Origin of the sequence: Flavobacterium olei (genome assembly GCF_039749035.1) — a bacterium.
GTDB lineage: Bacteria > Bacteroidota > Bacteroidia > Flavobacteriales > Flavobacteriaceae > Flavobacterium > Flavobacterium olei.
In genome coordinates, this window is record NZ_JBDKWC010000001.1 from 878,337 (window position 1) to 903,760 (window position 25,424).

Consider the following 25,424-nt stretch of genomic DNA (forward strand, 5'->3'; position numbering starts at 1 on the left):
CTTTTGGAAATAATCGATACCTATCAAACCATTGCAATTGCATCTGAAGAAACATTGTTTAAAGAAAAAGGAAGCAAATTCTTTGGCTATGCTTTTCCTATAAACCACGAAGATGAAGTAAAACCGATAATTGAGGAGCTTAAAAAACAGCATCCCCACGCTGTACATTATTGTTATGCCTATCAGCTTGGTGTAGGCAATAAAATTACTTATCGTGCAAATGATGACGGTGAGCCAGGCAATACGGCGGGTGCTCCTATTTACGGACAAATACAATCTTATGGATTAACAAACGTTCTTGTTGTGGTAGTGCGCATTTTTGGAGGTGTAAAATTAGGTGTCGGCGGATTAATTTCTGCTTACAGAACGACAGCTCAAATGACATTGGATGTTTGTGAAATTGTTGAAAAAACAATTGACGAAGAATTTTTAATCTCTTTTGATTATAAAAACATGAATAAAGTAATGCGTGTAATCAAAGAAAAAAAGCTTGAAATTGTTTCTCAGGAAATGGAAATGGATGAAATTTCGGGCTTACCAATTGGCAAAATTGTGACAAAAACACGAAAAAAAAATGCCGAATCTGTATTCAGCATTTTTGATTTAATGTTTGAAATCGATATTAAATTATTATAAAATATTGAAAAAACCTACTGTGTTTTAACATTTATTCGAGGGTTTTAAATATATCCAAAATGTATTCCGGAGGGGCAGTTGGGCGACCTGTTTTTAGCGCTATAAATACCAAAATAAAGCTCGCAGTTGTTAATAACTCATTTGCCTCATTATAGATCGCGCAGTCAAATTCAATCTTAACCGAAGAGTGACTTTTGAAAGTCGTGTGAATTGTTAAAAGTTCATCATATCGTGCCGACTTTTTGTAATTGATATTCATGTTGACAATTGGGAGCCCGATTCCGCTTTCTTCCATGCTTTTATACGAAACCCCTTTATTTCTAAGCCATTCCACGCGTCCAATTTCAAAATAGGGAATATAATTTCCGTGATAAACGACTCCCATCTGGTCGGTTTCTGAGTAACGAACTCGCACTTGAGTCTGATGATTTTTCATTGATAAAATATTAAAAAAATTGAAATTTAAAAAGCCTCTGTACAACTTTTTTTTATAAAATTAGATACCAAAATATTTTTTTTTACAGAAATTTGTTCACATATTTGTTATCCCGAAATACGGAATAAAATTGCTCCTTATTTATTAGGAGAATCTTTATAACAATAATAAAAAATTTATCTGAATCTATGACTAAAACTGCTCAATCGGTATGGGAAAACTGTTTGTCCTTTATAAAGGATAATATTCAAGATCAAGCATACAAAACTTGGTTTGAACCAATCAAATCAGTTGAGCTAACCGATAACGCATTATATATTCAGGTACCAAGTAAATTTTTCTACGAGTGGCTCGAAGAGCACTATGTAAAATTATTGAAAGTTGCGCTTACCAAAGAACTGGGAAAAAACGCAAAGTTACTTTATAAAATTAAAATGGAGAACACTTATGGAAATAAACAGCCGTTTACCGAGCAGCTGCCAAGTTCCAACAGAGTTCCGATGAAACCACAAGAGGTTGATGCTCCATTTAAGAACTTAAATCCTGAACTAAAAAATCCGTTTGTAATTCCGGGAATCAGAAATTTAAAGATTGAATCTCAGTTAAATCCAAATTATAGTTTTGATAATTTCCTTGAGGGAGATTCTAACCGCCTGGCCCGTTCTGCCGGTATGGCTGTTGCAAACAAACCGGGAGGAACTTCATTTAATCCTCTATTGATTTTTGGAGGAGTCGGTTTAGGAAAAACGCACTTAGCGCATGCTATAGGCGTAGAAGTAAAAGATAAATATCCGGAAAAGACCGTTTTATATATTTCTGCAGAGATTTTCACACAACAATACATTGATTCTGTAAAAAAGAATAATCGTAATGATTTCATTCATTTTTATCAGTTGATTGATGTTTTAATTATTGATGATGTTCAGTTTTTATCCGGAAAATCAGGAACTCAGGATGTGTTTTTCCATATTTTCAACTATTTACACCAAAACGGAAAACAGGTAATCTTAACTTCAGACAAAGCTCCTGTAGACATGCAGGATATTGAACAAAGATTATTATCCCGTTTTAAATGGGGACTATCTGCCGAATTGCACCAGCCGGATTACGAAACCCGTATCTCAATTCTTAAAAACATATTATATCGCGATGGTGTAGAAATGCCGGAAGATATTTTAGAATATGTTGCGCGTAACATTAAATCAAATGTCAGAGAATTAGAAGGTGCTATTATTTCGTTAATCGCTCAATCCTCTTTTAACAAAAAAGAAGTTACGATTGAATTAGCAAAAAGTGTCGTAGAGAAATTTGTTAAAAATGTAAAGAGAGAAATCTCTATCGATTATATTCAGAAAATTGTTTCAGATTATTTCCAACTGGATATTGAAACCTTACAATCAAAGACCCGAAAGAGGCATGTTGTGCAGGCCAGACAACTAGCCATGTTTTTTGCTAAGAAATTTACAAAAGCTTCTTTAGCAAATATTGGTTCACAGATTGGAGACCGTGATCACGCAACTGTACTTCACGCTTGTAAAACTGTTGACAATTTAGTTTCTACAGACAAACAATTCAAAAAATTTGTCGAAGACATTAATAAAAAACTAACGCTGTAAACGCGAATCATGCCAATAAAAGTTTTAATGGTTTGTCTAGGGAATATTTGCAGATCACCCTTAGCAGAAGGAATTTTAGCATCAAAATTACCTGAGGATAAATTCTTTGTAGATTCTGCAGGTACAGGTTCCTGGCACGTTGGGCATTGTCCCGATAAACGTTCCATTGAAGTAGCACGAAAAAACGGAATCAAAATCGACGCTCAAAAAGGCAGGCAAATCAAATCTTCTGATTTTGATGAATTTGATTATATCTACGTAATGGACAGCTCCAATTTTCGAGATGTCGTACAACTAGCCAAAACTCCGGAACATAAAAAGAAAGTCCGAATGATCCTGAACGAATTATTTCCAGATGAAAATGTAGATGTCCCGGATCCTTATTATGGTGCTGTAAATGGCTTTGATAATGTTTATCAAATGCTGGACGAAGTGACGGATATTATTGCAGATCAGCTTCTTAAAAAACACTCATAATTCAATTCAATTATTTCTATAAGAGAGATAATTGAATTTTTTAATTTTAAACATAATCACATGAAACTTCCTGGAAAATTATATCTTATTCCAACGACAATGGGCGAAAGCGATCCGATGGATGTTTTACCTCAAACCGTAAGGAGAACGATAGAAGTCATTGACCATTATATAGTTGAAAATGATAAAACTGCGAGAAAATCGATAAAAGCGGTTTATCCTGAAAAAAAGCAATCAGAATTGGTGCTTTTTACTTTAAACAAAAGAACAGAACCAAGCGAACATTTAGACTTTATAAAACCTTTACTTGAAGGAAAAAATATGGGTTTAATGAGCGAGGCCGGCTGTCCGGGCGTTGCAGATCCCGGTGCTGTAATTGTAAAACTGGCACACGAAAAAGGGATTCAGGTTGTGCCTTTGGTCGGCCCTTCTTCTATCCTACTGGCGATGATGGCTTCCGGAATGAACGGTCAGAGTTTTACTTTCAACGGATATTTACCAATTGATAAAGACGAAAAAAAATCGGCCATTCGTCATTTTGAAAAATTATCTCAGGATAAAAACCAGTCTCAGTTATTTATTGAAACACCTTACAGAAATAACAAATTAGTTGAAGATCTTTTGCAGATTTTAAATCCGTCAACACATTTATGTATTGCGACTGATATTACTTTACCAACAGAATTTATTAAAACCATGAAGGTTTCTGACTGGAAAAAATTAAAAGTTGATTTGCATAATAGACCCACTATTTTTATTATTCATAAAATGTAAACTAATCTTAGACTTTAATATTATGAGAAAGTTTTTAATATTGATTTTAATCTGTTTCGCACAGATTTCATTTTCACAAAATACTAAGACCAATTCCAAAAAAAAATCCTCTACAAAAGAGTCGCAAGCTGCAACTGTTAATCCCGGAAGCATTGGAAATACAGATTCTAAAATAACAATAGACGAACCTATTACTAAAAGTTACCCGCAAGGTGATGAACCTAATGACGATTATAGCATTTATAATACAGCAGGCATAGAATTGAAACCTGAGTTTCCAGGTGGAATAGAAGCAATGAACGACTTTATAAAACAAAATTTCAAAAGCCCAAAAGTAGGTTTAAAAGGGAAAATATATGCTACATTTATTATTGAGAAAGATGGATCGCTTAGTGATATTAAAATTTTAAGAGATCTTGGACACCAGACAGGTGCTGAGGCTATTAGAGTTTTAAAACTATTTCCTAAATGGAGTCCGGGGAAACAAGACAACAAATTAGTCAGAGTACTGTACTCTATTCCTATGGTAATTAATTAAGTATATTTTATTAACTCACAAGTTTTCCACAGATCGGACTTTATATGAGTAAACTTCCAAACGTAACCACAAGCATATTTACGGTAATGTCAAAAATGGCGTCCGAATATAACTCAATCAATCTATCACAAGGATTTCCTAATTTTCCTGTTGATGAAAGACTGACTGATATAGTTGCGAGGTTATCCAAAGAAAATGTGCACCAATATACGCCAATGGCGGGTTACCCGCCTTTGATGAACAAAATTGCTAAACTAATTTTTGATTCATACAAAAGAACTATAAATCCCGAATTGGAACTGTTGGTTACTGCCGGTGCCACACAGGGAATTTTTACTACTATTCTGGCTTTAGTAAAAGAAAATGACGAAGTTATAATTTTGGATCCGAGTTATGACTCTTATGAATCGCCGGTTTTATTGTGCAATGCCAAACCCATTCGTGTTGCCTTAAATGATGATTATACACCGAATTGGGAAAGAATCAAAAAATCCTATTCCCCGAAAACCAAGTTGATGATAATCAACAATCCGCATAATCCGACTGGAAAAATATTAACTGAAAATGACTTTTCTCAATTAAAAAATCTTCTCGAAAAATATCCCGATATAATAGTTTTATCTGATGAAGTTTATGAATATATCACTTTTGAAGAAAAACACATTTCAGCACATACAAAAGATTTTCTTTTAGATCGATGCGTAATGGTTTCTTCTTTTGGCAAATCGTTTCATATTACAGGCTGGAAAATTGGTTACACCATTGCTCCGGAACATTTAATGAGAGAAATCAAAAAAGTACATCAGTTTTTGGTTTTTAGTGTAAACAGTATTTCACAATTTGCAATAAGTGAATATTTGGATGTTGTGGATGTCAATTTACTGGCAAAATTCTATCAGGAAAAAAGAGATTACTTTCAAAAACTGCTTCAAAACAGCCGATTTGAATTGAAACCCTGTGAAGGAACTTACTTTCAGGTGGCTTCTTATGCTATTATTTCGGATCAGGATGATGTAACCTTTTGTAAAAATCTAATTATTGATCACGGCGTAGCAGCAATTCCAATTTCTTCTTTTTATTCGGATCACAAAGATCAAAAGCTAATACGTTTTTGTTTTGCGAAAGACAATTTCACTTTAGAATCTGCCGCAAAAAAATTATGTAATATATAAGTTTATAGAAAATTTATAACATTATTATGCGTGCATCCTATTTTATTTAACTAATATTGTAAAAAGAAAAAGTATGAGCTATACAGATAAAATGTTACGTGATGATGCATTAAAAGGCAAAGTCATTGTCGTTACAGGAGGCGGAAGCGGTTTAGGAAAAGCTATGACCAAATATTTTCTTGAATTAGGAGCTCAGGTAGCAATAACTTCAAGAGATTTAGAAAAGCTAAAAACAACTGCAGCCGAACTGGAAAGTGAAACTGGCGGAAAATGTTTGCCACTTCAGTGTGATGTTCGTCATTACGAAGAAGTAGAAAACATGCTTCAGGAAACTTTAAAGACATTTGGCAAAGTAGATGTTCTTCTAAATAATGCTGCCGGAAATTTTATTTCTCCTACAGAACGTTTATCTGCCAACGCATTTGACACCGTGATAGATATTGTACTTAAAGGTTCTAAAAACTGTACGCTGGCTTTTGGAAAACACTGGATTGACACCAAACAAACATCAGCTGTTGTTTTAAATATTGTAACTACATACGCCTGGACAGGATCTGCTTACGTTGTACCAAGTGCAACTGCAAAAGCAGGAGTTTTGGCGATGACAAGAAGTCTTGCTGTAGAATGGGCAAAGTATGGGATACGTTCGAATGCTATTGCACCCGGACCATTTCCTACCAAGGGTGCCTGGGACAGATTATTACCGGGTGATCTTGCCGAAAAGTTTGATATGGCAAAAAAAGTACCATTAAAAAGAGTTGGAGATCACCAGGAATTAGCCAATCTTGCTGCGTATTTGGTATCTGATTTTTCTTCTTATATCAATGGAGATGTTATTACGATTGATGGCGGCGAGTGGTTAAAAGGTGCCGGACAATTTAATTTACTAGAAGCTATTCCCGAAGAATTATGGGATCAGCTTGAAATGATGATTAAAGCAAAAAAGAATAAATAATTACAAGTGCTTACTAAATTCAGAATATTTTTTTAAACTATACTGATTGCACAAAATCCCGAAGGTTTACTTTCGGGATTTTTTTTGAATTTTCACCATATAACTGATATAAATTCAATGAAATAGAAAATTGTTTAAATATTTTATCACTTAAATTTACTTCTAATACTTATATGGTTTAAAAGAAATAATATGTTTAGAAAATCAGTTAAATTATTATTTTTGCCGAACAAATATCAAACAAAAATTTTATGCTCATTATAGGAATTGCAGGAGGAACGGGAAGTGGAAAAACAACGGTAGTACACCAAATCATGAATGAATTGCCACACACCGAAGTGGGCGTGATTTCTCAGGATTCTTATTATAAAGAAACTACTAACTTGTCTTTTGACGAACGAGCATTAATCAATTTTGATCATCCGCGTGCTATTGATTTTGATTTATTGGTCAGTCATTTAAAAGCGCTGAAAGCAGGTGAAACAATAGATCAGCCGGTATATTCTTTTGTACAGCATAACAGAACGGATGATACGGTTTCAACGCATCCAAGAAAAGTAATGATTGTAGAAGGAATTTTAATTTTGACAAATCCTGAATTACGGGAAATGTTTGATATTAAAATCTATGTTCATGCAGACTCCGATGAAAGATTAATTCGACGTTTAAAAAGAGATATTTCAGAACGTGGAAGAGATATAGATGAAGTTTTAAATCGGTACCAAACGACTTTAAAACCTATGCATGAGCAATTTATAGAACCAAGTAAAGCTTTTGCCGACATTATAATCCCCAATGATAAATACAATACGGTTGCAATTGATGTTGTACGCGCTGTAATTAATCAGAGAATTTTATAATTTTTATTGTAAATTTAGTCCATAAAGATTGGGAGCAGATTCTCCCTTCTTCTTTATCTTTTTATGTATTGTTAAAAAACGAAACCATAACAGGATACCGCGCAAACAAAGTTTACCGGACACAAATAAAAAATAAAATTAGTGACGTAATCGGGGTTGGAAACACCATCAGATTAAAAATAATATCCGTTTAAAATGAAATTTAAAAATCCATATAAAGATAAAAAATGGTTCAGATACCTGGGAAACAAATACGTTTGGGTCCTGCTATTCTTTATTGTATGGATGTTATTTTTAGACAATTACTCGTATTTTGATCATCGTTTTTTAGACGAACAGATTAACGAACTTCAGGATAATAAGAAATATTATCAGGAAGAAATCAAAAAAGATCAGGAGCAAATTAAGGAGTTGAAAAACCCGGAACAAATTGAAAAGTATGCCCGCGAGAAATATTTTATGAAAAAAGACAGCGAGGATATTTATATTATACAATTTGAAGGAGACACTATTCAGGAAAAAGAATAATCAAAAAAAATACAATGGCCACTAACCTATTCGACGATTTTAACCCGGTTTCATCCAAACAATGGAAACAAAAAATTCAGTTTGAATTAGATGGAGCCGATTATAATCAGACATTGATATGGAATTCACCGGAAGATATTCAGGTTAAACCTTTTTATCACAGAGATGAATTTTCTAAAGCTGCAAACGTAAATACACACGCATCAGATTTTAAAATCTGCCAGAATATCTTTGTTTTTGATGTTGAAAAATCGATTGAAAGAGCATTAAACACTCTGGAAAGAGGTGCAGAAAGTCTTCGTTTTAGTATTCAAAACGAACAAACAGATATTCAAAAATTACTACAGGATCTTCCTTTAGAAAATAGAATTGTATATTTTCATTTGAATTTTATCTCAATCGATTTCGTTAAAAAATTAGACAGGATTTCAATTCAAAAAAAAGCTATTTTTTATTGCAATCTGGATCCGATTGGACATTTAGCCCGCGAAGGAAATTGGTTTTCAACATCAGAAAAAAATAATTTTGAAACTCTGGATCTACTTTTTAAAAACACAACAAATGTAAATCTTATAAGTATAGATTCGGGGTTATATCAAAATTCAGGTGCGACTATTACACAGCAAATTGCCTACAGCCTTGCACACGCTAATGAATATTTGAATCGTTTCCCTGATAACACTAAACCAATTGTTTTTCAGGTTTCTGTGGGAACAAATTATTTTTTTGAAATTGCAAAATTGAGGGCTTTAAGAATGCTGTTCAACCTGATTGCAGCAGAATATAATCCGAATTTAGAATGCCATTTCCTCGTGACGCCTACCCGAAGAAACAAAACCATTTACGATTATAATGTAAATATGCTCCGTACGACAACTGAATGTATGTCGGCAATTTTAGGCGGCGCAGATGCAATTGCCAATCTGCCCTATGACGCATTATATCATAAAGACAATGAATTTGGAGACCGCATTGCAAGAAATCAACTTTTAATTTTAAAACACGAAAGCTATTTTGATAAAGTGGATAATCCTGCAGACGGCAGTTATTACATTGAAAGTTTAACAATGCAATTGGCAGAAAAAAGTCTGACTTTGTTTAAGGATATTGAAGCCAGCGGAGGTTTTTTGAAACTTTTAAACGACGGCACAATTAAAAAGAAAATTCAGGAAAGTGCTACTAAAGAACAGGAATTATTTGACTCTAAAAAAGAAATTCTTTTAGGAACCAATAAATATCCAAATAAAGAAGACAAGATGAAACACGATCTGGAGTTGTTTCCATTTGTAAAAATCAAACCCAGGAAAACATTGATTACACCGATAATCGAGAAAAGACTGGCTGAAAAAATGGAACAGGAAAGATTGGAGCTGGAATAAAAATAAATTCAAGAGTACCTATATTTAAATATAAATTAAATAATTATGGAAGCAATTAGACAAATAATAACAGTTAAGAACCATTCAGTAACGGTTATTTTACCTGATGATTTTAAAGCCGATGAAGTAGAAGTAATTATTTTTCCTATTCAAAGTAATGAATACAAAATCCCACAGTGGCAAATTGACCAGGTAAGAGAAAGAACAGAAAAATATTTAAAAAATCCAGCCGATACAACTAATATTGATGATTTTTTAAAAGAAATTGAGAATGAATTATAAAATAGAAATTGTTAAAGAAGCAAAATCAGATTATAGAGAATAATTAATTTGGTACAAAGATATTCATCCAAATTTAGCAATGAGATTTAATGATTCATTTAAAAGAAGCATCTCAATTTTAAAAAATGATCCATTATCATTTCAAATAAGATACGACAATATTAGAATTATCTTCTTAAAAACTTTTCCTTACGCTATACATTATTCAGTTTATAATAATACGATTATTATAAAATCCATTTTTCACACATCAAGAGATAGTGAATTGAACCAATTTTAATTAACATTTACAATTGAGAAAAGACCTTAAACATATTAATCTTCAAAGTCAAAAGTTGAAAGTTGAAAGTCAGAATTCAACACAAAACTTCACAACAGCCGAAGGAATCGAAATCAAAAAAAGATATACTGAAAGTGACATTGAAGATTTTGATTTCCTTGATTTTGGAGCCGGTTTTGCCCCTAACCTTCGCGGACCTTACGCCACAATGTATGTGAGACGTCCGTGGACCATTCGGCAATATGCGGGATTCTCAACTGCTGAAGAAAGCAATGCTTTTTACAGAAGAAATCTTGCCGCCGGACAAAAAGGACTTTCGATAGCCTTTGATCTACCAACACACCGTGGCTACGATTCTGATCATGAACGCGTTGTTGGAGATGTCGGAAAAGCTGGAGTGGCAATTGATTCTGTTGAAGATATGAAGATATTATTCGATCAGATTCCGTTAGACGAAATGTCCGTTTCTATGACCATGAATGGTGCTGTTCTTCCTATTATGGCTTTTTATATTGTGGCGGCCGAAGAGCAAGGTGTTTCAACTGAAAAATTGGCCGGAACCATTCAGAATGATATTTTGAAAGAGTTTATGGTGCGTAATACTTATATTTATCCGCCAACACCTTCAATGAAAATTATTGCGGATATTTTTGAATTTACCAGCAAAAAAATGCCAAAATTTAATTCTATATCCATTTCCGGGTATCACATGCAGGAAGCAGGTGCAACTGCAGATATTGAACTGGCTTACACCTTAGCAGACGGATTAGAATACATAAGAACTGGTCTTTCAACCGGAATGACTATTGACGACTTTGCTCCCAGACTATCTTTCTTTTGGGCAATTGGAATGAATCATTTTATGGAAATTGCTAAAATGAGAGCCGGACGAATGATCTGGGCAAAATTATTACAACAATTTAATCCAAAAAGCGATAAATCTCTGGCTTTAAGAACCCATTGCCAAACAAGCGGCTGGAGTTTAACCGAGCAAGATCCTTTTAATAATGTAGCACGAACTTGTATTGAAGCAGCAGCTGCGGCTTTTGGAGGAACGCAGTCACTTCATACGAATGCTTTAGATGAAGCTATTGCATTGCCAACCGACTTTTCTGCCAGAATTGCGCGTAATACTCAAATTTTTCTTCAGGAAGAAACTAAAATTACTAAAACGGTTGATCCGTGGGCAGGAAGTTATTATGTTGAAAGTTTAACAAATGAAATTACTGAAAAAACCTGGAAATTAATTGAAGAAGTTGAAGAATTGGGCGGCATGACCAAAGCAATTGAAGCCGGAATTCCAAAACTTAGAATTGAAGAAGCTGCTGCAAGAAAGCAAGCCCGCATAGACAGCAATCAGGATATTATTGTTGGTGTAAATCAATATCGTTTAGAAAAGGAAGATCCACTTCACATTTTAGATGTTGACAACCAGTTAGTCCGAAAACAACAGGTTGAACGATTAGAAAACATAAAAAGAAGCAGGGATTCAGAAAAAGTAAATCATTCACTGGAAAAATTAATCCTTTGTGCAAAAACAGGCGAAGGCAACTTATTAGAAATTGCCATTGAAGCTGCCCGAAACAGAGCAACTTTAGGCGAAATAAGTACTGCTCTGGAAAGCGTCTTTGGGCGATTTAAAGCACAAATTAAATCTTTTAGCGGTGTGTATAGTAAAGCTATAAATAACGACGAGAATTTTGAGAAAGCAAAACAGCTTGCTGATACTTTTGCCAAACAGGAAGGAAGACGTCCGAGAATTATGATTGCCAAAATGGGACAAGACGGACATGATCGCGGTGCAAAAGTAGTGGCGACGGGTTACGCCGATGTAGGTTTTGATGTGGATATAGGACCTTTATTCCAAACTCCGGCAGAAGCAGCAAAACAGGCAGTCGAAAATGATGTTCATATACTGGGTGTTTCATCCTTGGCAGCCGGGCATAAAACATTAGTACCACAGGTTATAGAGGAACTGAAAAAACACAGACGTGAAGACATTATGGTTATTGTAGGAGGTGTAATTCCGGCGCAGGATTATCAATTTTTGTTTGATGCCGGCGCAGCTGCTATTTTTGGACCCGGAACTAAAATTAGTGAAGCAGCAATTAAAATACTGGAAGCCTTTATAGATTAAAAAAGAAAAAATCCCTTAATAGGGATTTTTTCTTTTTTACATTAGTCGTTAACTGTTGCGTTGCTGTCTGCTTCTATAATAGAAAGATCGTAGCCCGCAAAATCTCGCATATAGCTTTTTAAAGATGTACCGAATGCATCTCTAAAATGCCTGTTTCCTTTGTTTTTAAAGAAGTTTTTTACGGAACCTGCACCACCCAAATGAGCTGCAGCCAAAATTCCGGATTCTGTAATTTCGATACCACTAATTACTTTGCCTTTATACTTTTCAATTTCATAGCGAAGAATCCATTTGTTCTTTGCCAATAATGCTGTAAAAGCTTTTTCCTGTAAAGCGGGATCTTTTAAAAAGGCTTTGTTATCATTAATTCCGATTGCTCTTAAAGCTTTGGAACCAAATTGATATTTACCCATGTAGCCAAGAGAATTAACTAATCTGTACTTCCCCTGAGATTCTTTGAAAGCTACTGCTTCTTTAAAACCTATCAGATGATTTCCTGTGTATGGGACATTGGTGTTTGGATAATCATCTTTCTCTGTCGATGGAAAAATGTATTCTGATCCATCTGTTTTTTCAATTAGAAACCACGGTTTGGTTTCTTTGTCCGAAGGAATAAATCCTAAGCTTAAAAATGTAATAATAACGACTAAACTCGCGTAAAAATACCATTTCTTTATCATAAATTGTTTTTCTTCAAGTTCCTGTCACTCCCTTGAAATTTCTACGGTGCAAAGATAAGGCATTCACAAATATACTATAAACCAACGATTTACATTTTCCCCCTCATATACCCATATGGCGATCATCCCAACTATACTAATAGATTCCGAGATATTTTAGAGAGAAATATTTAATCTAAAAAATGAAAAATCTAAAAAATAAAAAACCTAATTTTATAAAAATTTTAAGAAAATTAGGCTTAAAATAAAGAAATAGACTATTAAATTTAGTAGAATTTAATGCGTATTATAAAAACTTGATTTTGAATTTTATAAAAAATTACAGCCGATTTTAGTTATTTCATTTAGTAAATACGACGCTTAAAACGTTAAAAATGATAATGCGATAATTTTTGAGAAAAACTATTTATGGATTGAAGAAAAAAAAACCGAAGTAAATTAAAATTAATATACTTCGGTTTTTTATAAGGTTTAAGCGATCTTATCTTGTTACTCCCTGACTGGCGATCCAGTCTGAATATTTTTTTGCGTTTACATTATGTTCTGCCAGAGTCGCAGCAAATTCGTGATATCCGAAACGCTCAACACTTGCACAAAAATATATATAATCATTTTTCTCAGGATTTAAAACAGCTTCCAGAGCCGTAATATCCGGCATTGCAATTGGTCCCGGAGGAAGTCCCTTGTTTACATATGTATTATACGGTGATCTCATTATCAGGTCATTGTAAAATACTCTCTTAATAACCTGATCAAAATTATTATCGCGAAGCTTTAACGAATATATAACCGTTGGATCAGCTTGTAAAGGCATTTCCAGACGTAAACGGTTTAAATAGACACCTGCAATTCTTGGCCTTTCATCTTTTTTCACAGATTCTTTATGAACAATGGAAGCTAAAATGGTAGCCTGAACTGGTGTTAAACCTTGTGCTTTGGCTTTCGCAATTCGTTCATCGGTCCAGAAATTATGATATTCCTTAATCATTTTATCCCGGAATTTTTCAGCAGAAGTATTCCAGTAAATTTCATATGTATTAGGAATAAACATGGCAAAAACATTTTCCTCATTAAATCCGTTAGCGGCCATAAAGGTCGAATCTCTTATCGCTTTTACCAAAGAGACACTGTCGGCTTCAATTTCTGCACCAATTTTACCGGCAAAATTTTCAAGACGCTCCTGATTATTAAATACTAATTTAACGGGGATATTTGATCGCATTGCGCGAACCAGGTCGATATTATTCATATCTTTCTTTAAAAGAAAACGGCCTGATTTTACATTTTCGGGATAGTCTCTTTTTGAAGCAACCATTTCAAAATTGTCAAAATTCTTCACATAAGGCTCCAATATCTTTTTTACATCTGCGTAACTTGCACCAGTTGGCACATATACATATAATTCCTTTTCCTCAAATTTAGTATTAGAACTAAAAATTTTACTGATTAAAATAAATCCATAAATCAATAAAACAGAAATTATGGCTACAGCACTTATTGTGATAATTTTTTTTAGACTCAAAGCTTACGTTTTTTAAATGTTTTTATTAATTAACTGAAACATTGCCTCATCTTGATAGTGGTTATGAAACAAGATCCAATCTTTTTTTATTCCAATTTTCTCAAAACCAAATTTAGTAAAAAGTGCAACACTAGCGGCATTTTCTACACCAATATTTGCATACAATTGATGCAGATTTAAATTGTAAAATGCATAATTAATTAAAAGCCCTAAAGCTTCAGAACCAATATTTTGTCTTTTATTTTCTTCGTTCTGAATGACAATCCCAACTCCTGCTCTATTATTTTTCGGGTCAAACTCAAATAAATCTATTAATCCTATAGCAGGAAAATCTTCGTCCTGACAGATTGCCAGACGAAGTTGCTTCGCTTCATAAATATCCTGATGCGCATTTTCCAGGTATTGGCGAACTAAAAAACGACTGTATGGTGTATTAGTATTGCTAACATTCCAAATGCTTTCATCATTTTCCATCGCGAAAATGAATTCCAGATCATTCGGTTCAAGTGCACGCAGATAAATGTTTTCGCCTTTGAGTGTTATCATCGAAGATTTTGATTTTTAGATTTCGATAGTTCCCTTAAAAACAAATTTTGCAGGTCCGGTTAAGAAGACATTGGTAAATTGATTTCCGTTCTTGTCAAAAGAAACAATTAATTTTCCACCTTCTACATTTAAGTTAATTGAAGTCTTATCAGTTTCACCAATGGCATTCATTGCAATTGCCACTGCCGTTGCACCAGTTCCACAGGCCAAGGTTTCATCCTCAACACCTCTTTCGTAAGTTCTCAGGGAAAAAGTATCATTATCCACTTTTTTCACAAAATTAATATTGCTTCCTTTCTCACCATATAGTTCACCGTAACGAATTGCAGCTCCATTTTCTTTTACATTATAATTTTCCAGATCATTTACAATTTGTACATGATGTGGCGAGCCTGTATTTAAAAAGGTGTAAGAATCTTTTTTTTGTATTTCATTGACATCAATCATCTGAAGAGAAACAATAGAATCGGCATTAACAGACGCATGATGCAATCCGTCAGTAGCTATAAAAGTTGTTTTATCATCAATTACTCCAAGCTGATTTGCGAAAGCGACAAGACAGCGTCCTCCGTTCCCGCACATCGAACTTTGATTTCCGTCTGAGTTATAATATACCATTCTAAAGTCAGTTTCCGAATCATTTTCTAGTAAAATTAATCCGTCAGCCCCAATTCCGAAACGTCTGTCACACAGTCTCTCAATAAGTTTTACATCTTCTTTTGGAAAAAAATCAGCACGATTATCAATCATTACAAAATCGTTTCCTGTACCCTGATATTTATAAAATTCTAGTTGCATTTTTTAGTCGTTATAAATACAAAAGTACGAACAAATAATTAATGAAATGTTAATCATTGTTAAAGAGCGTTAAACCGTTTTTTGAAATAATTTTTTGAAGTAATTTTACGTTAAATATCATGACATAAATTCTAATAACTTTAATTATAAACTTTAATATGAAAAGATTTTCAGCCTTATTTTTAGTGTCGCTTTTAAGTGGTGCTATTACACTTGGTGCTTACAAGTTATTATTTGAAAGCAACAATTCTTTTTTTGGAAAAAGAGGTTCTGTTGTAACTCTTGCTCCAGACTCATATGGCAAAAATGTCGGTTTAGGAGCTGAAACAGTTGATTTTACCGAAGCTGCAGACAAAACAATTCACACGGTTGTCCATGTAAAGAATGTTTCGAGAAGAACGGTCAGCAACCCAATGCTTGAATTTTTCTACGGATACGGCGGACAGCAGCAACAGGAACAGGTAGGTACCGGTTCCGGAGTAATTATTTCTGAAGACGGTTATATCGTAACCAACAATCACGTAATTAAAGATGCGACGGAAATTGAAATTACGTTGAACAACAAAAAATCATACAAAGCAAAATTAATTGGTACCGACTCTAAAATGGACATTGCATTATTGAAAATCGATACCAATGAAAAACTTCCTTATACTGCTTTTGCTAACTCTGATACTGTAAAAGTAGGAGAATGGGTATTGGCAGTCGGGAATCCGTACAATTTAACATCGACCGTAACTGCCGGTATTGTATCGGCAAAAGCCAGAAATTTAGACCAGAGCGGAATTCAGTCTTTTATCCAGACCGACGCTGCCGTAAATCCAGGTAATAGCGGTGGAGCGTTAGTAAATGCAAGAGGCGAATTGATTGGAATTAATACCATGATTTCGTCGATGACAGGATCTTATGTTGGCTACTCTTTTGCTGTTCCTTCTAACATTGCCCGTAAAATTATTGAGGATATAATGGAATATGGAAATGTTCAACGTGGAATTTTAGGAGTTGAAGGCGGAGAATTGAATAGCACCGCTTCTAAAGAACTTGGAATTACCGAAACTCAGGGTTTTTATATTAATAGAGTTTCTAAAAATTCCGGAGCTGAAAAAGCCGGCTTAGCAAAAGGCGATATTATAGTTAAACTTGATGATCAAAATATTTCTACTTACGCAGATTTATCTGGTTACATCAACACAAAGCGTCCAAATGATGTGGTGAAAGTGACGTATATTAAAGACGGAAAAACGAAAACTGTTCCGGTAACATTAAGCAAAAATGAGTTTTTTAGTGCCGAATTTAAGGGGATTGAACTTGAGAATATTGATGCTGCAGATAAAAAGAAATTCAGAATTGATTATGGTGTTAAAATCAAAAATATTACTAATGAGAATTTAATGCAATATCAAAACGAATTACAGGGAAATATCATTTTAAGTATTGATAATGTAAAAGCAACAAATGTCGAGACTGTCTCTAAACTTTTGAGTAAAAAAGACGAAGGTCAGAGCGTTCGCATCGAAATGATCAATAGAAATGGTGAGATTTTCAGGATTATAATATAAGGATATGTTCATTTTTTGAACTGAGATCTTATATAAAATATGAAAACATCAGGAGCTGTCTTAAGAAATTAAGGCAGCTTTTTTATTTCCGAAAATAAATGTCAAAATAGTTTACGAAATCGATTGAAATAGATACTTTTGCCCAAAATTTTAAAATAGTGAGCATTTTATATTTTCAATTATGAGTAACAAATCATTGTACCAAAAAGAGGTAACATTACAAGTCGACCGACGAAAAGCCGGCGTCGAATTAATCAAAATCATAAGTGATTTATGGTATGATAAATCAATAGAAGTGGTTTTATTTAAAAATCAGCTATTAGATAAAAATGTCAGCGATATTATAAATCTGCATCAATATGCAGGAGAATTTGTCGGAAAACCAATTACCATTTTCGATTCTGTCGAAATTGCCAGAGTTGTGTTATCGTTAGATCTTCCGCCGGCAAAAATTGATCTTGGTAAACTTACTTACGAGTATCGTTTAGAAGATGAAAAGTATCCTGATGCAAGATATTTTGTCATGGATAAATTGAAAAAAGCCAAATCATCGACAGAAATTCAGCCTAAAGATGTAGTGCTTTATGGTTTTGGAAGAATTGGACGTCTATTGGCACGAGAGCTAATGTCTAAAACCGGTAAAGGAAATCAATTGCGTTTAAGAGCAATAGTTACCCGTGATAAAAATGATACATCCAGCTTAGAGAAACGAGCTTCTCTACTGAGATATGATTCTATACATGGTGATTTTAACGGATCTGTAAGTGTTGATGCAAAAAACAATGCGTTGATTATTAACGGAACAACCGTCCACATGATTACTGCCAATTCTCCAGAAGAAATTGATTATACCGAATATGAAATTAATGATGCATTAGTGATTGATAATACGGGTGCTTTTACTACTGAAGAAGCACTTAAAAGACATTTAAAATCTAATGGAGTCAGCAAAGTTTTATTAACCGCTCCAGGAAAAGGGGTTCCGAATATTGTGCATGGAGTTAATCATAACGAATTTGATCCCGATCAAATTGACATTTTCTCTGCGGCATCCTGCACTACGAATGCAATTACTCCGATTTTAAAAGTTGTCGAAGAAGCATTTGGTGTTGTAAAAGGTCATTTAGAAACAATTCACGCCTACACCAACGACCAAAATCTGGTTGATAATATGCATAAAAAATACCGTCGCGGCAGAGCTGCTGCATTAAATATGGTAATTACCGAAACTGGCGCAGGAAGTGCCGTTGCAAAAGCGCTACCCTCTCTGGAAGGTAAATTAACTTCTAATGCAATCAGAGTTCCTGTTCCAAATGGCTCACTTGTTGTCTTAAGTTTAGAAGTAAAAAAAGCAACATCAATTGCCGGAATTAATAAAATAATGAAAAAATATGCTCTCGAAGGAGAATTGGTGGAACAAATTAAATATTCATTAAATAATGAATTAGTTTCCTCTGATATTGTTGGAACTTCTGCCCCAGCTATTTATGACAGCAATGCAACAATTGTTTCAAAAGATGGAAAAAATATTGTCTTATATATCTGGTATGATAACGAATTCGGATATAGTCATCAGGTAATTCGTTTAGCAAAATATATTGCCAAAGTAAGACGTTATACCTATTATTAATTCAACCAAACTAACTGTTTTCTAAACCATCAAGAGCATCTTGGTGGTTTTTTTATTTAATTAAATAGGCAATACCGTAGTACTTTTTACCTCTGAAATCACAAAAACTGTATTTATTAGAGATACCTCGGGTAAAACAGATAATTTTTTTTGATGGAAATGGTGATAGCTTTCCATATCCGGAATTATAATTTTAAGCATATAATCGAAGTTTCCCGAAACGTAATTACATTCAACAACCTCAGGCAAATTCAAAATAGACTGATTAAAACCTTCAGAAGTATCATATGTTTGCTTTGTTAAGGTAACCTGACAGTAAACAGTTAGATTATTACCCAATTTTTTTTTGTCTAAAATGGTGACATATTTTTCTATAATTCCGTCTTTTTCAAGTCGTTTCACTCTGTCATGAACCGGTGTCAAAGACAAATTTATTTTATTTGCAATGTCTTTTAAAGTATAATGCGCATCTTCTTGTAAGAGACGTAAGATTTTTTTGTCAATTTCATCTAAGGCCATAACGAAAACGTTGTAATAGAATTATTAGTATTCAGTTATTTTTTCTCTTTGAAGAATTAAATACAGCTCTAAAAAGAAAAATTTTCTGTAAAATTAAAAAATAAAATAATATTTTCTTATTTATTACCCTTTAAAACATAATTTATTCTCTATCTGTAGATTTGTAAAAACAATTTCTACTAAAAACAAAAAATATAACAAATGATAATAGGTGTTCCAAAAGAAATAAAAAATAACGAAAACAGAGTTGCATTAACTCCTGCAGGTGTTTCAGAAATGAAAAAACATGGTCACACTGTGTACGTACAATCTACTGCTGGTTTAGGAAGCGGTTTTGCTGATGAAGAATATGCAAATGCCGGAGCAGTTGTTTTACAAACAATTGAAGAAGTATATTCGGTTTCGGAAATGATCATTAAAGTGAAGGAGCCAATTGCTTCTGAATACCCATTGATTAAAAAGGACCAATTATTATTTACGTACTTCCATTTTGCATCATCTGAAGAGTTAACGCATGCAATGTTACAAAAAGGAGCGGTTTGCTTGGCGTATGAAACTGTAGAAAAAACAGATCGCAGTTTACCACTTTTAGTTCCAATGTCTGAAGTTGCTGGTCGTATGGCAATTCAACAAGGAGCTAAATACCTTGAAAAACCACTAAAAGGCAGAGGAATTCTTTTAGGAGGTGTACCAGGAGTTCCACCAGCAAAAGTACTGGTTTTAGGTGGAGGAATTGTAGGAACACAAGCTGCAAAAATGGCTGCAGGTTTAGGTGCACAGGTAACTATCATGGACTTAAGCTTACCTCGTTTACGTCAGTTAGATGATATTATGCCTGCTAATGTAAATACAGAAATGTCAAATCACTACAACATTACAAGAGCAATTAAAGATGCTGATTTAATAGTTGGGGCAGTTTTGATACCTGGAGCTAAAGCACCTCATTTAATTACGCGTGATATGCTTAAATTAATGCGTCCGGGAGCAGTGGTTGTTGACGTTGCTGTTGATCAGGGAGGATGTATTGAAACTTGTACTCCAACAACACACGAAAATCCAACTTTTATTATTGATGATATTGTTCACTACTGTGTAGCAAACATGCCAGGAGCTGTTCCTTATACATCCACTTTAGCTTTAACTAATGCGACTTTACCTTACGCGGTTCAATTAGCTAATAAAGGATGGGAAAAAGCTTGTGCTGAAAATGAAGAATTGAAAAAAGGATTAAACGTGGCTAATGGAAAAATCCTTTATAAAGGAGTAGCTGAAGCTTGGAATCTTCCTTTTAACGAAGAAATAGTATTAGCAAACGCATAGTGCTAATACTTTATAAGTGCTTACTAAGTCACTATTATAAGGCTTTTCTTAATTGAAAAGCCTTTTTTTAGCATAAAAAAACCTATCTTGTGGATAGGTCTATATTTATAATTATTTCTTTTCATTCAAAACCTCGGTCATTACTTTAGCCTCTGTTCCATTTGGAAAAGTAACTTTAATTTTCTGCGCTATCGTTGGAGCGATTTCTGTAATTGCTTTTTTATCATAAGACTCTCCTTTCTTAATATGCCATCCATAAAATATGGCAGGGACATGAGTATCATAAGTATAAATTGTTCCATGTGATGTTCCTGTAGTACTATACTCGATGTCACCAGTCTTATCAACAATTACTAAATCACCATTTTGGGTAACATCGTAACCTTTAGCCACAAAATTTAAGGAATAGTCATTTCCTGCATTTGCCAATACTTCTTCTTCAGTATAAACTTTCTTAACCTGAGGCTGCGCAATTAAAAACTCTTTGAAAGCTTTTTTAACATTTACCAGTTCCAGTCCTTTATCTTTGATAATTTGTTTATTGAAGAAAACATTAAAGTTAGAATAGTTTAAAATCAAGTCAACCCCAAAAGTCTTAATTGAAAAATCCTGTAGACTTTTCTTTACGTCTTTAGAAGGATAATTATCTACATTATACTTATGATCTTTAAGATAAATTACATTTTCAGCACCTGCATGATCTGCAGTTAAGAATAGTAAATAATTCCCTTTACCCACTGTTTTATCAAGATAAATTAAGAAATCAGCTATTGTTTGATCCAATCTTAAATAAGTGTCTTGTAATTCTATTGATCTTGGTCCCAACAAATGACCCACATAGTCTGTGGAAGAAAAACTCACAGTAAGAAAATCTGTAACATTATCTTTTCCTAATTCTTCCTTCTCTATGGCTCTTTTTGCAAACTCTGCTAACAAATCATTTCCGTACGGTGTTGCGCGAATAATGCCCGCATCATTTTTCTCATACATACTTTTTAAATCATAAGGAAAAACAGGAGCAGCACTACCATATAATTTCCCTTCATAAGGATTATTGTCAACTAAACTTTTATTATAAACTGAAGAGTGTTTATAAAGATCCCAGCCTTTATTTATATATTTCAAATAATTTTTCTCATTATTAAATTCTGTAACCCACTCTGGCAATTTTTCACCATAAAAAGTACTGGAAATAAAAGAACCTGTTTTACTATACCAGAACGCCCAGTTAGCAAAATGACCTGCAGGTAAAATAGCACCTCTATCTTTTAGACTCATTCCGATAACTTTACCGTTAAAATTTGTAGCCATTCTAACTTCATCAGTTATAGTCGTACTCTGAAGGTTTTTAGGTGACATAGCACCTTCTTCTGCCGTCCCATCACCTAATGTTTTCACACCGGCATCATCGGTGCAATACATCTCTTTACCAAGTGTTCTGCTAAACCATTCATTACCTACAATTCCGTGAGTAGCCGGAGTTGTCCCTGTGTAAATTGAAGCATGTCCGGGAGCAGTATAAGTAGGCATATAATTATAATGCATGTTTTGAAATGTAAATCCATCATTCATTAATCTTTTAAAGCCACTTGGCGAAAAATCATCTGAGAATCGATATAAATATTCCATTTTCATTTGATCTACAACAATGCCTACGACTAACTTTGGACGTTGTTGTGCACTTAAATTACTAATAATAAAAAGTGCCAACAGTAAAATATTTTTCTTCATTTTTAATAAATAATTTGATTACAAAAATAATCATTACTATTTTAAAAGTCCCGGTGAAATGATTAAACTCTAAATAATTGACTATAATTTAACAGTTAAAATTAGTAATGCAATGATCTATTAGCGGTTCAATATTTCTAACAATAATCGAGATTTTTCATAAAACGAAAAAACCCCTATCCGTTATGGATAGGGGTTTTAAAAGAAAGGCGACGACATACTCTCCCACAATACTGCAGTACCATCTGCGCAGGCGGGCTTAACTACTCTGTTCGGGATGGGAAGAGGTGAGCCCCGCCGCAATAACCACCTTAAGGTTGTTGGTTTTTAGTTTATTGTTTTTAGCTTTCACTTATAACACCTGACTTATAACCGCCCGCGACGGGCAAATATCTTAACATACTGAGATAAAGAAAAGTAAATGGTTTAGAAAGTTTCTCCCTCCCTGGCCGTTAAACCAGGGAGGAAAAGGGTGTACATAAGCTTACGGATTATTAGTACTACTCGACTATGACATTACTGCCTTTACATCTATAGCCTATCAACGTGGTCATCTTCCACGATCCTTAAAAGAAATCTCATCTTGTGGTGGGTTTCGCGCTTATATGCTTTCAGCGCTTATCCCTTCCAAACGTAGCTACTCTGCGGTGCCCCTGGCGGGACAACAGATACACTAGAGGTTTGTCCAATTCGGTCCTCTCGTACTAGAATCAGATCCACTCAAATTTCTAACGCCCGCAGTAGATAGAGACCGAACTGTCTCACGACGTTCTGAACCCAGCTCGCGTGCCACTTTAATGGGCGAACAGCCCAACCCTTGGGACCTTCTCCAGCCCCAGGATGTGACGAGCCGACATCGAGGTGCCAAACCCCCCCGTCGATATGAGCTCTTGGGGGAGATCAGCCTGTTATCCCCGGCGTACCTTTTATCCTTTGAGCGATGGCCCTTCCATGCGGAACCACCGGATCACTATGCTCTACTTTCGTACCTGATCGACCTGTATGTCTCTCAGTCAAGCTCCCTTATGCCATTGCACTCTACGCACGGTTACCAAGCGTACTGAGGGAACCTTTAGAAGCCTCCGTTACTCTTTTGGAGGCGACCACCCCAGTCAAACTACCCACCAAGCAATGTCCCCCGCAACGCGGGGTTAGGCCTCAGATAAACAAAGGGTTGTATTTCAACAATGACTCCACAACGCCTGGCGACGCCGCTTCATAGTCTCCAACCTATCCTACACATCATTTATCCAAGGTCAATACTAAGCTATAGTAAAGGTGCACAGGGTCTTTTCGTCCCACTGCGGGTAAACGGCATCTTCACCGTTACTACAATTTCACCGAGCTCATGGCTGAGACAGTGTCCAGATCGTTACACCATTCGTGCAGGTCGGAACTTACCCGACAAGGAATTTCGCTACCTTAGGACCGTTATAGTTACGGCCGCCGTTTACTGGGGCTTCAATTCAATGCTTCTCCGAAGATAACATCTCCTCTTAACCTTCCAGCACCGGGCAGGTGTCAGGCCCTATACTTCATCTTACGATTTTGCAGAGCCCTGTGTTTTTGATAAACAGTCGCCTGGACCTCTTCACTGCGGCCCACATTACTGTGGGCGACCTTTCTCCCGAAGTTACAGGTCTATTTTGCCTAATTCCTTAGCCATGAATCTCTCGAGCACCTTAGGATTCTCTCCTCAACTACCTGTGTCGGTTTACGGTACTGGTACTAATTACCTGAAGTTTAGAGGTTTTTCTTGGAAGCCCTTAGGCGCACTATCTCTTTGTCCGAAGACTCCGAGTACTATCGTATTTCACCAAAACCTGCGGATTTGCCTACAGGTCTTATAGCTAGGTACTTCAACGAACTATTCCGTCAGTTCGCGGCGCTTTCATCACTCCGTCACCCCATCACAGTAATTAGTAGTACGGGAATATTAACCCGTTGGCCATCGACTGTCCCTTTCGGGTTCGCCTTAGGACCAGACTAACCCACAGCTGATTAGCATAGCTGTGGAAACCTTAGTTTTTCGGTGTGCGGGTTTCTCGCCCGCATTATCGTTACTTATGCCTACATTTTCTTTTCCAGCCGGTCCAGCATACCTGACGATACACCTTCAACCCTGCTGGAATGCTCCCCTACCACTTGCAGTAAACTGCAAATCCATAGCTTCGGTAATATGTTTATGCCCGATTATTATCCATGCTCGTCCGCTCGACTAGTGAGCTGTTACGCACTCTTTAAATGAATGGCTGCTTCCAAGCCAACATCCTAGCTGTCTGGGCAGACAAACCTCGTTCTTTCAACTTAACATATATTTGGGGACCTTAGCTGATGGTCTGGGTTCTTTCCCTCTCGGACTTGGACCTTAGCACCCAAGCCCTCACTGCTGGGAAACATTATATAGCATTCGGAGTTTGTCAGGAATTGGTAGGCGGTGAAGCCCCCGCATCCAATCAGTAGCTCTACCTCTATATAACTATCACCAGCGCTGCACCTAAATGCATTTCGGGGAGTACGAGCTATTTCCGAGTTTGATTGGCCTTTCACCCCTACCCACAGGTCATCCGAAGACTTTTCAACGTCAACCGGTTCGGTCCTCCACTGTGTGTTACCACAGCTTCAACCTGCCCATGGGTAGATCACACGGTTTCGCGTCTAACACTACTGACTAAAGCGCCCTATTCAGACTCGCTTTCGCTACGGATCCGTGGCTTAACCACTTAACCTTGCCAGCAACGTTAACTCGTAGGCTCATTATGCAAAAGGCACGCCGTCACCCCACGAAAGGGCTCCGACCGCTTGTAAGCGTATGGTTTCAGGATCTATTTCACTCCGTTATTCACGGTTCTTTTCACCTTTCCCTCACGGTACTGGTTCACTATCGGTCTCTCAGGAGTATTTAGCCTTAGCGGATGGTCCCGCCAAATTCAGACAGGGTTTCACGTGCCCCGCCCTACTCAGGATACCACTATCCATTACACTTGTTACCCATACGGGGCTATCACCCTCTATGGCGTCACTTTCCAGCAACTTCCGGTTCCTTGTG

22 protein-coding genes, 1 rRNA gene and 2 other annotated features are annotated in these 25,424 nt (G+C 35.5%); of the genes, 15 read left to right on the top strand and 8 right to left on the bottom strand.

All coding sequences use genetic code 11. From position 1 onward, the window contains the following. Nucleotides 1-3: 3 nt before the first annotated feature. Nucleotides 4-636, top strand: coding sequence for an IMPACT family protein (locus ABEB31_RS03790; protein WP_347050006.1), 633 nt, complete (start codon nucleotides 4-6; stop codon nucleotides 634-636). Nucleotides 637-667: 31 nt separating this feature from the next. Here the strand turns inward: ABEB31_RS03790 and ABEB31_RS03795 are convergent, their stop codons facing one another. After that, entirely contained in the window at nucleotides 668-1,072 is a 405-nt protein-coding gene (locus tag ABEB31_RS03795) for an acyl-CoA thioesterase (protein WP_347050007.1), read from the bottom strand. Nucleotides 1,073-1,260: 188 nt separating this feature from the next. Between ABEB31_RS03795 and dnaA the strand changes: the two genes are divergently transcribed. The 11 genes from dnaA to scpA all read left to right on the top strand — a co-directional run bounded on the left by dnaA (nucleotide 1,261) and on the right by scpA (nucleotide 12,070). Next, nucleotides 1,261-2,688 (top strand): chromosomal replication initiator protein DnaA, encoded by a 1,428-nt coding sequence (gene dnaA, locus ABEB31_RS03800; protein ID WP_091492283.1) that lies wholly within the window; start codon nucleotides 1,261-1,263, stop codon nucleotides 2,686-2,688. Between the two features lie 9 nt (nucleotides 2,689-2,697). Continuing rightward, nucleotides 2,698-3,165, top strand: a complete 468-nt coding sequence (locus tag ABEB31_RS03805; protein WP_347050008.1) for a low molecular weight protein-tyrosine-phosphatase — start codon at nucleotides 2,698-2,700, stop codon at nucleotides 3,163-3,165. Nucleotides 3,166-3,225: 60 nt separating this feature from the next. Next, nucleotides 3,226-3,939, top strand: coding sequence for an SAM-dependent methyltransferase (locus tag ABEB31_RS03810; protein ID WP_347050009.1), 714 nt, complete (start codon nucleotides 3,226-3,228; stop codon nucleotides 3,937-3,939). A 22-nt stretch (nucleotides 3,940-3,961) separates the two neighbouring features. Further along, nucleotides 3,962-4,477 (top strand): energy transducer TonB, encoded by a 516-nt coding sequence (locus ABEB31_RS03815; RefSeq protein WP_347050010.1) that lies wholly within the window; start codon nucleotides 3,962-3,964, stop codon nucleotides 4,475-4,477. Nucleotides 4,478-4,521: 44 nt separating this feature from the next. Further along, complete coding sequence (locus ABEB31_RS03820; protein WP_347050011.1) at nucleotides 4,522-5,649, top strand: methionine aminotransferase; 1,128 nt, start codon at nucleotides 4,522-4,524, stop codon at nucleotides 5,647-5,649. Nucleotides 5,650-5,722: 73 nt separating this feature from the next. Then, complete coding sequence (locus ABEB31_RS03825; protein WP_347050012.1) at nucleotides 5,723-6,604, top strand: SDR family oxidoreductase; 882 nt, start codon at nucleotides 5,723-5,725, stop codon at nucleotides 6,602-6,604. Nucleotides 6,605-6,855: 251 nt separating this feature from the next. Continuing rightward, nucleotides 6,856-7,464 (top strand): uridine kinase, encoded by a 609-nt coding sequence (udk, locus tag ABEB31_RS03830; protein WP_347050013.1) that lies wholly within the window; start codon nucleotides 6,856-6,858, stop codon nucleotides 7,462-7,464. Nucleotides 7,465-7,659: 195 nt separating this feature from the next. Then, a complete protein-coding gene (locus ABEB31_RS03835; protein ID WP_347050014.1) occupies nucleotides 7,660-7,992 on the top strand; it encodes an FtsB family cell division protein in 333 nt (110 codons plus the stop codon). Between the two features lie 14 nt (nucleotides 7,993-8,006). After that, entirely contained in the window at nucleotides 8,007-9,371 is a 1,365-nt protein-coding gene (locus ABEB31_RS03840; protein WP_347050015.1) for a methylmalonyl-CoA mutase subunit beta, read from the top strand. Nucleotides 9,372-9,416: 45 nt separating this feature from the next. Next, entirely contained in the window at nucleotides 9,417-9,653 is a 237-nt protein-coding gene (locus tag ABEB31_RS03845) for a hypothetical protein (protein ID WP_347050016.1), read from the top strand. Nucleotides 9,654-9,946: 293 nt separating this feature from the next. Continuing rightward, a complete protein-coding gene (gene scpA / locus ABEB31_RS03850; RefSeq protein WP_347050017.1) occupies nucleotides 9,947-12,070 on the top strand; it encodes a methylmalonyl-CoA mutase in 2,124 nt (707 codons plus the stop codon). Between the two features lie 41 nt (nucleotides 12,071-12,111). Here the strand turns inward: scpA and ABEB31_RS03855 are convergent, their stop codons facing one another. The 4 genes from ABEB31_RS03855 to dapF all read right to left on the bottom strand — a co-directional run bounded on the left by ABEB31_RS03855 (nucleotide 12,112) and on the right by dapF (nucleotide 15,616). Beyond that, on the bottom strand, nucleotides 12,112-12,750 hold the full coding sequence (locus ABEB31_RS03855; RefSeq protein WP_347050018.1) for a peptidoglycan-binding protein LysM: 639 nt from the start codon (nucleotides 12,748-12,750) through the stop codon (nucleotides 12,112-12,114). 481 nt (nucleotides 12,751-13,231) lie between these two features. Next, nucleotides 13,232-14,272: an endolytic transglycosylase MltG gene (gene mltG, locus ABEB31_RS03860; RefSeq protein ID WP_347050019.1), complete on the bottom strand. Its 1,041-nt coding sequence runs from the start codon at nucleotides 14,270-14,272 to the stop codon at nucleotides 13,232-13,234. Nucleotides 14,273-14,284: 12 nt separating this feature from the next. After that, a complete protein-coding gene (locus ABEB31_RS03865) occupies nucleotides 14,285-14,818 on the bottom strand; it encodes a GNAT family N-acetyltransferase (protein ID WP_347050020.1) in 534 nt (177 codons plus the stop codon). Nucleotides 14,819-14,833: 15 nt separating this feature from the next. Beyond that, complete coding sequence (gene dapF, locus ABEB31_RS03870; RefSeq protein ID WP_347050021.1) at nucleotides 14,834-15,616, bottom strand: diaminopimelate epimerase; 783 nt, start codon at nucleotides 15,614-15,616, stop codon at nucleotides 14,834-14,836. A gap of 158 nt (nucleotides 15,617-15,774) precedes the next feature. Between dapF and ABEB31_RS03875 the strand changes: the two genes are divergently transcribed. Then, nucleotides 15,775-17,175, top strand: a complete 1,401-nt coding sequence (locus ABEB31_RS03875) for a trypsin-like peptidase domain-containing protein (RefSeq protein ID WP_347050022.1) — start codon at nucleotides 15,775-15,777, stop codon at nucleotides 17,173-17,175. A 181-nt stretch (nucleotides 17,176-17,356) separates the two neighbouring features. Then, nucleotides 17,357-18,805, top strand: coding sequence for a glyceraldehyde-3-phosphate dehydrogenase (locus ABEB31_RS03880; RefSeq protein ID WP_347050023.1), 1,449 nt, complete (start codon nucleotides 17,357-17,359; stop codon nucleotides 18,803-18,805). Nucleotides 18,806-18,865: 60 nt separating this feature from the next. Here the strand turns inward: ABEB31_RS03880 and ABEB31_RS03885 are convergent, their stop codons facing one another. After that, on the bottom strand, nucleotides 18,866-19,324 hold the full coding sequence (locus ABEB31_RS03885) for an Lrp/AsnC family transcriptional regulator (protein WP_053474073.1): 459 nt from the start codon (nucleotides 19,322-19,324) through the stop codon (nucleotides 18,866-18,868). Nucleotides 19,325-19,525: 201 nt separating this feature from the next. Here ABEB31_RS03885 and ald point away from each other — a divergent pair, with 201 nt between their 5' ends. Beyond that, the gene (gene ald / locus ABEB31_RS03890) at nucleotides 19,526-20,644 is read left to right on the top strand and encodes an alanine dehydrogenase (protein WP_347050024.1); all 1,119 of its coding nucleotides are present in this window, start codon (nucleotides 19,526-19,528) and stop codon (nucleotides 20,642-20,644) included. A gap of 111 nt (nucleotides 20,645-20,755) precedes the next feature. On the opposite strand, the gene pafA is transcribed toward ald, so the two are convergent. Beyond that, complete coding sequence (gene pafA, locus ABEB31_RS03895; protein WP_347050025.1) at nucleotides 20,756-22,375, bottom strand: alkaline phosphatase PafA; 1,620 nt, start codon at nucleotides 22,373-22,375, stop codon at nucleotides 20,756-20,758. A 204-nt stretch (nucleotides 22,376-22,579) separates the two neighbouring features. Continuing rightward, nucleotides 22,580-22,689: ribosomal RNA gene (rrf, locus tag ABEB31_RS03900) — 5S ribosomal RNA — on the bottom strand. 172 nt (nucleotides 22,690-22,861) lie between these two features. After that, nucleotides 22,862-25,181 (bottom strand) — a sequence feature (most likely nonfunctional fraction of RNA operon). 102 nt (nucleotides 25,182-25,283) lie between these two features. Beyond that, nucleotides 25,284-25,424, bottom strand: a sequence feature (23S ribosomal RNA rRNA prediction is too short).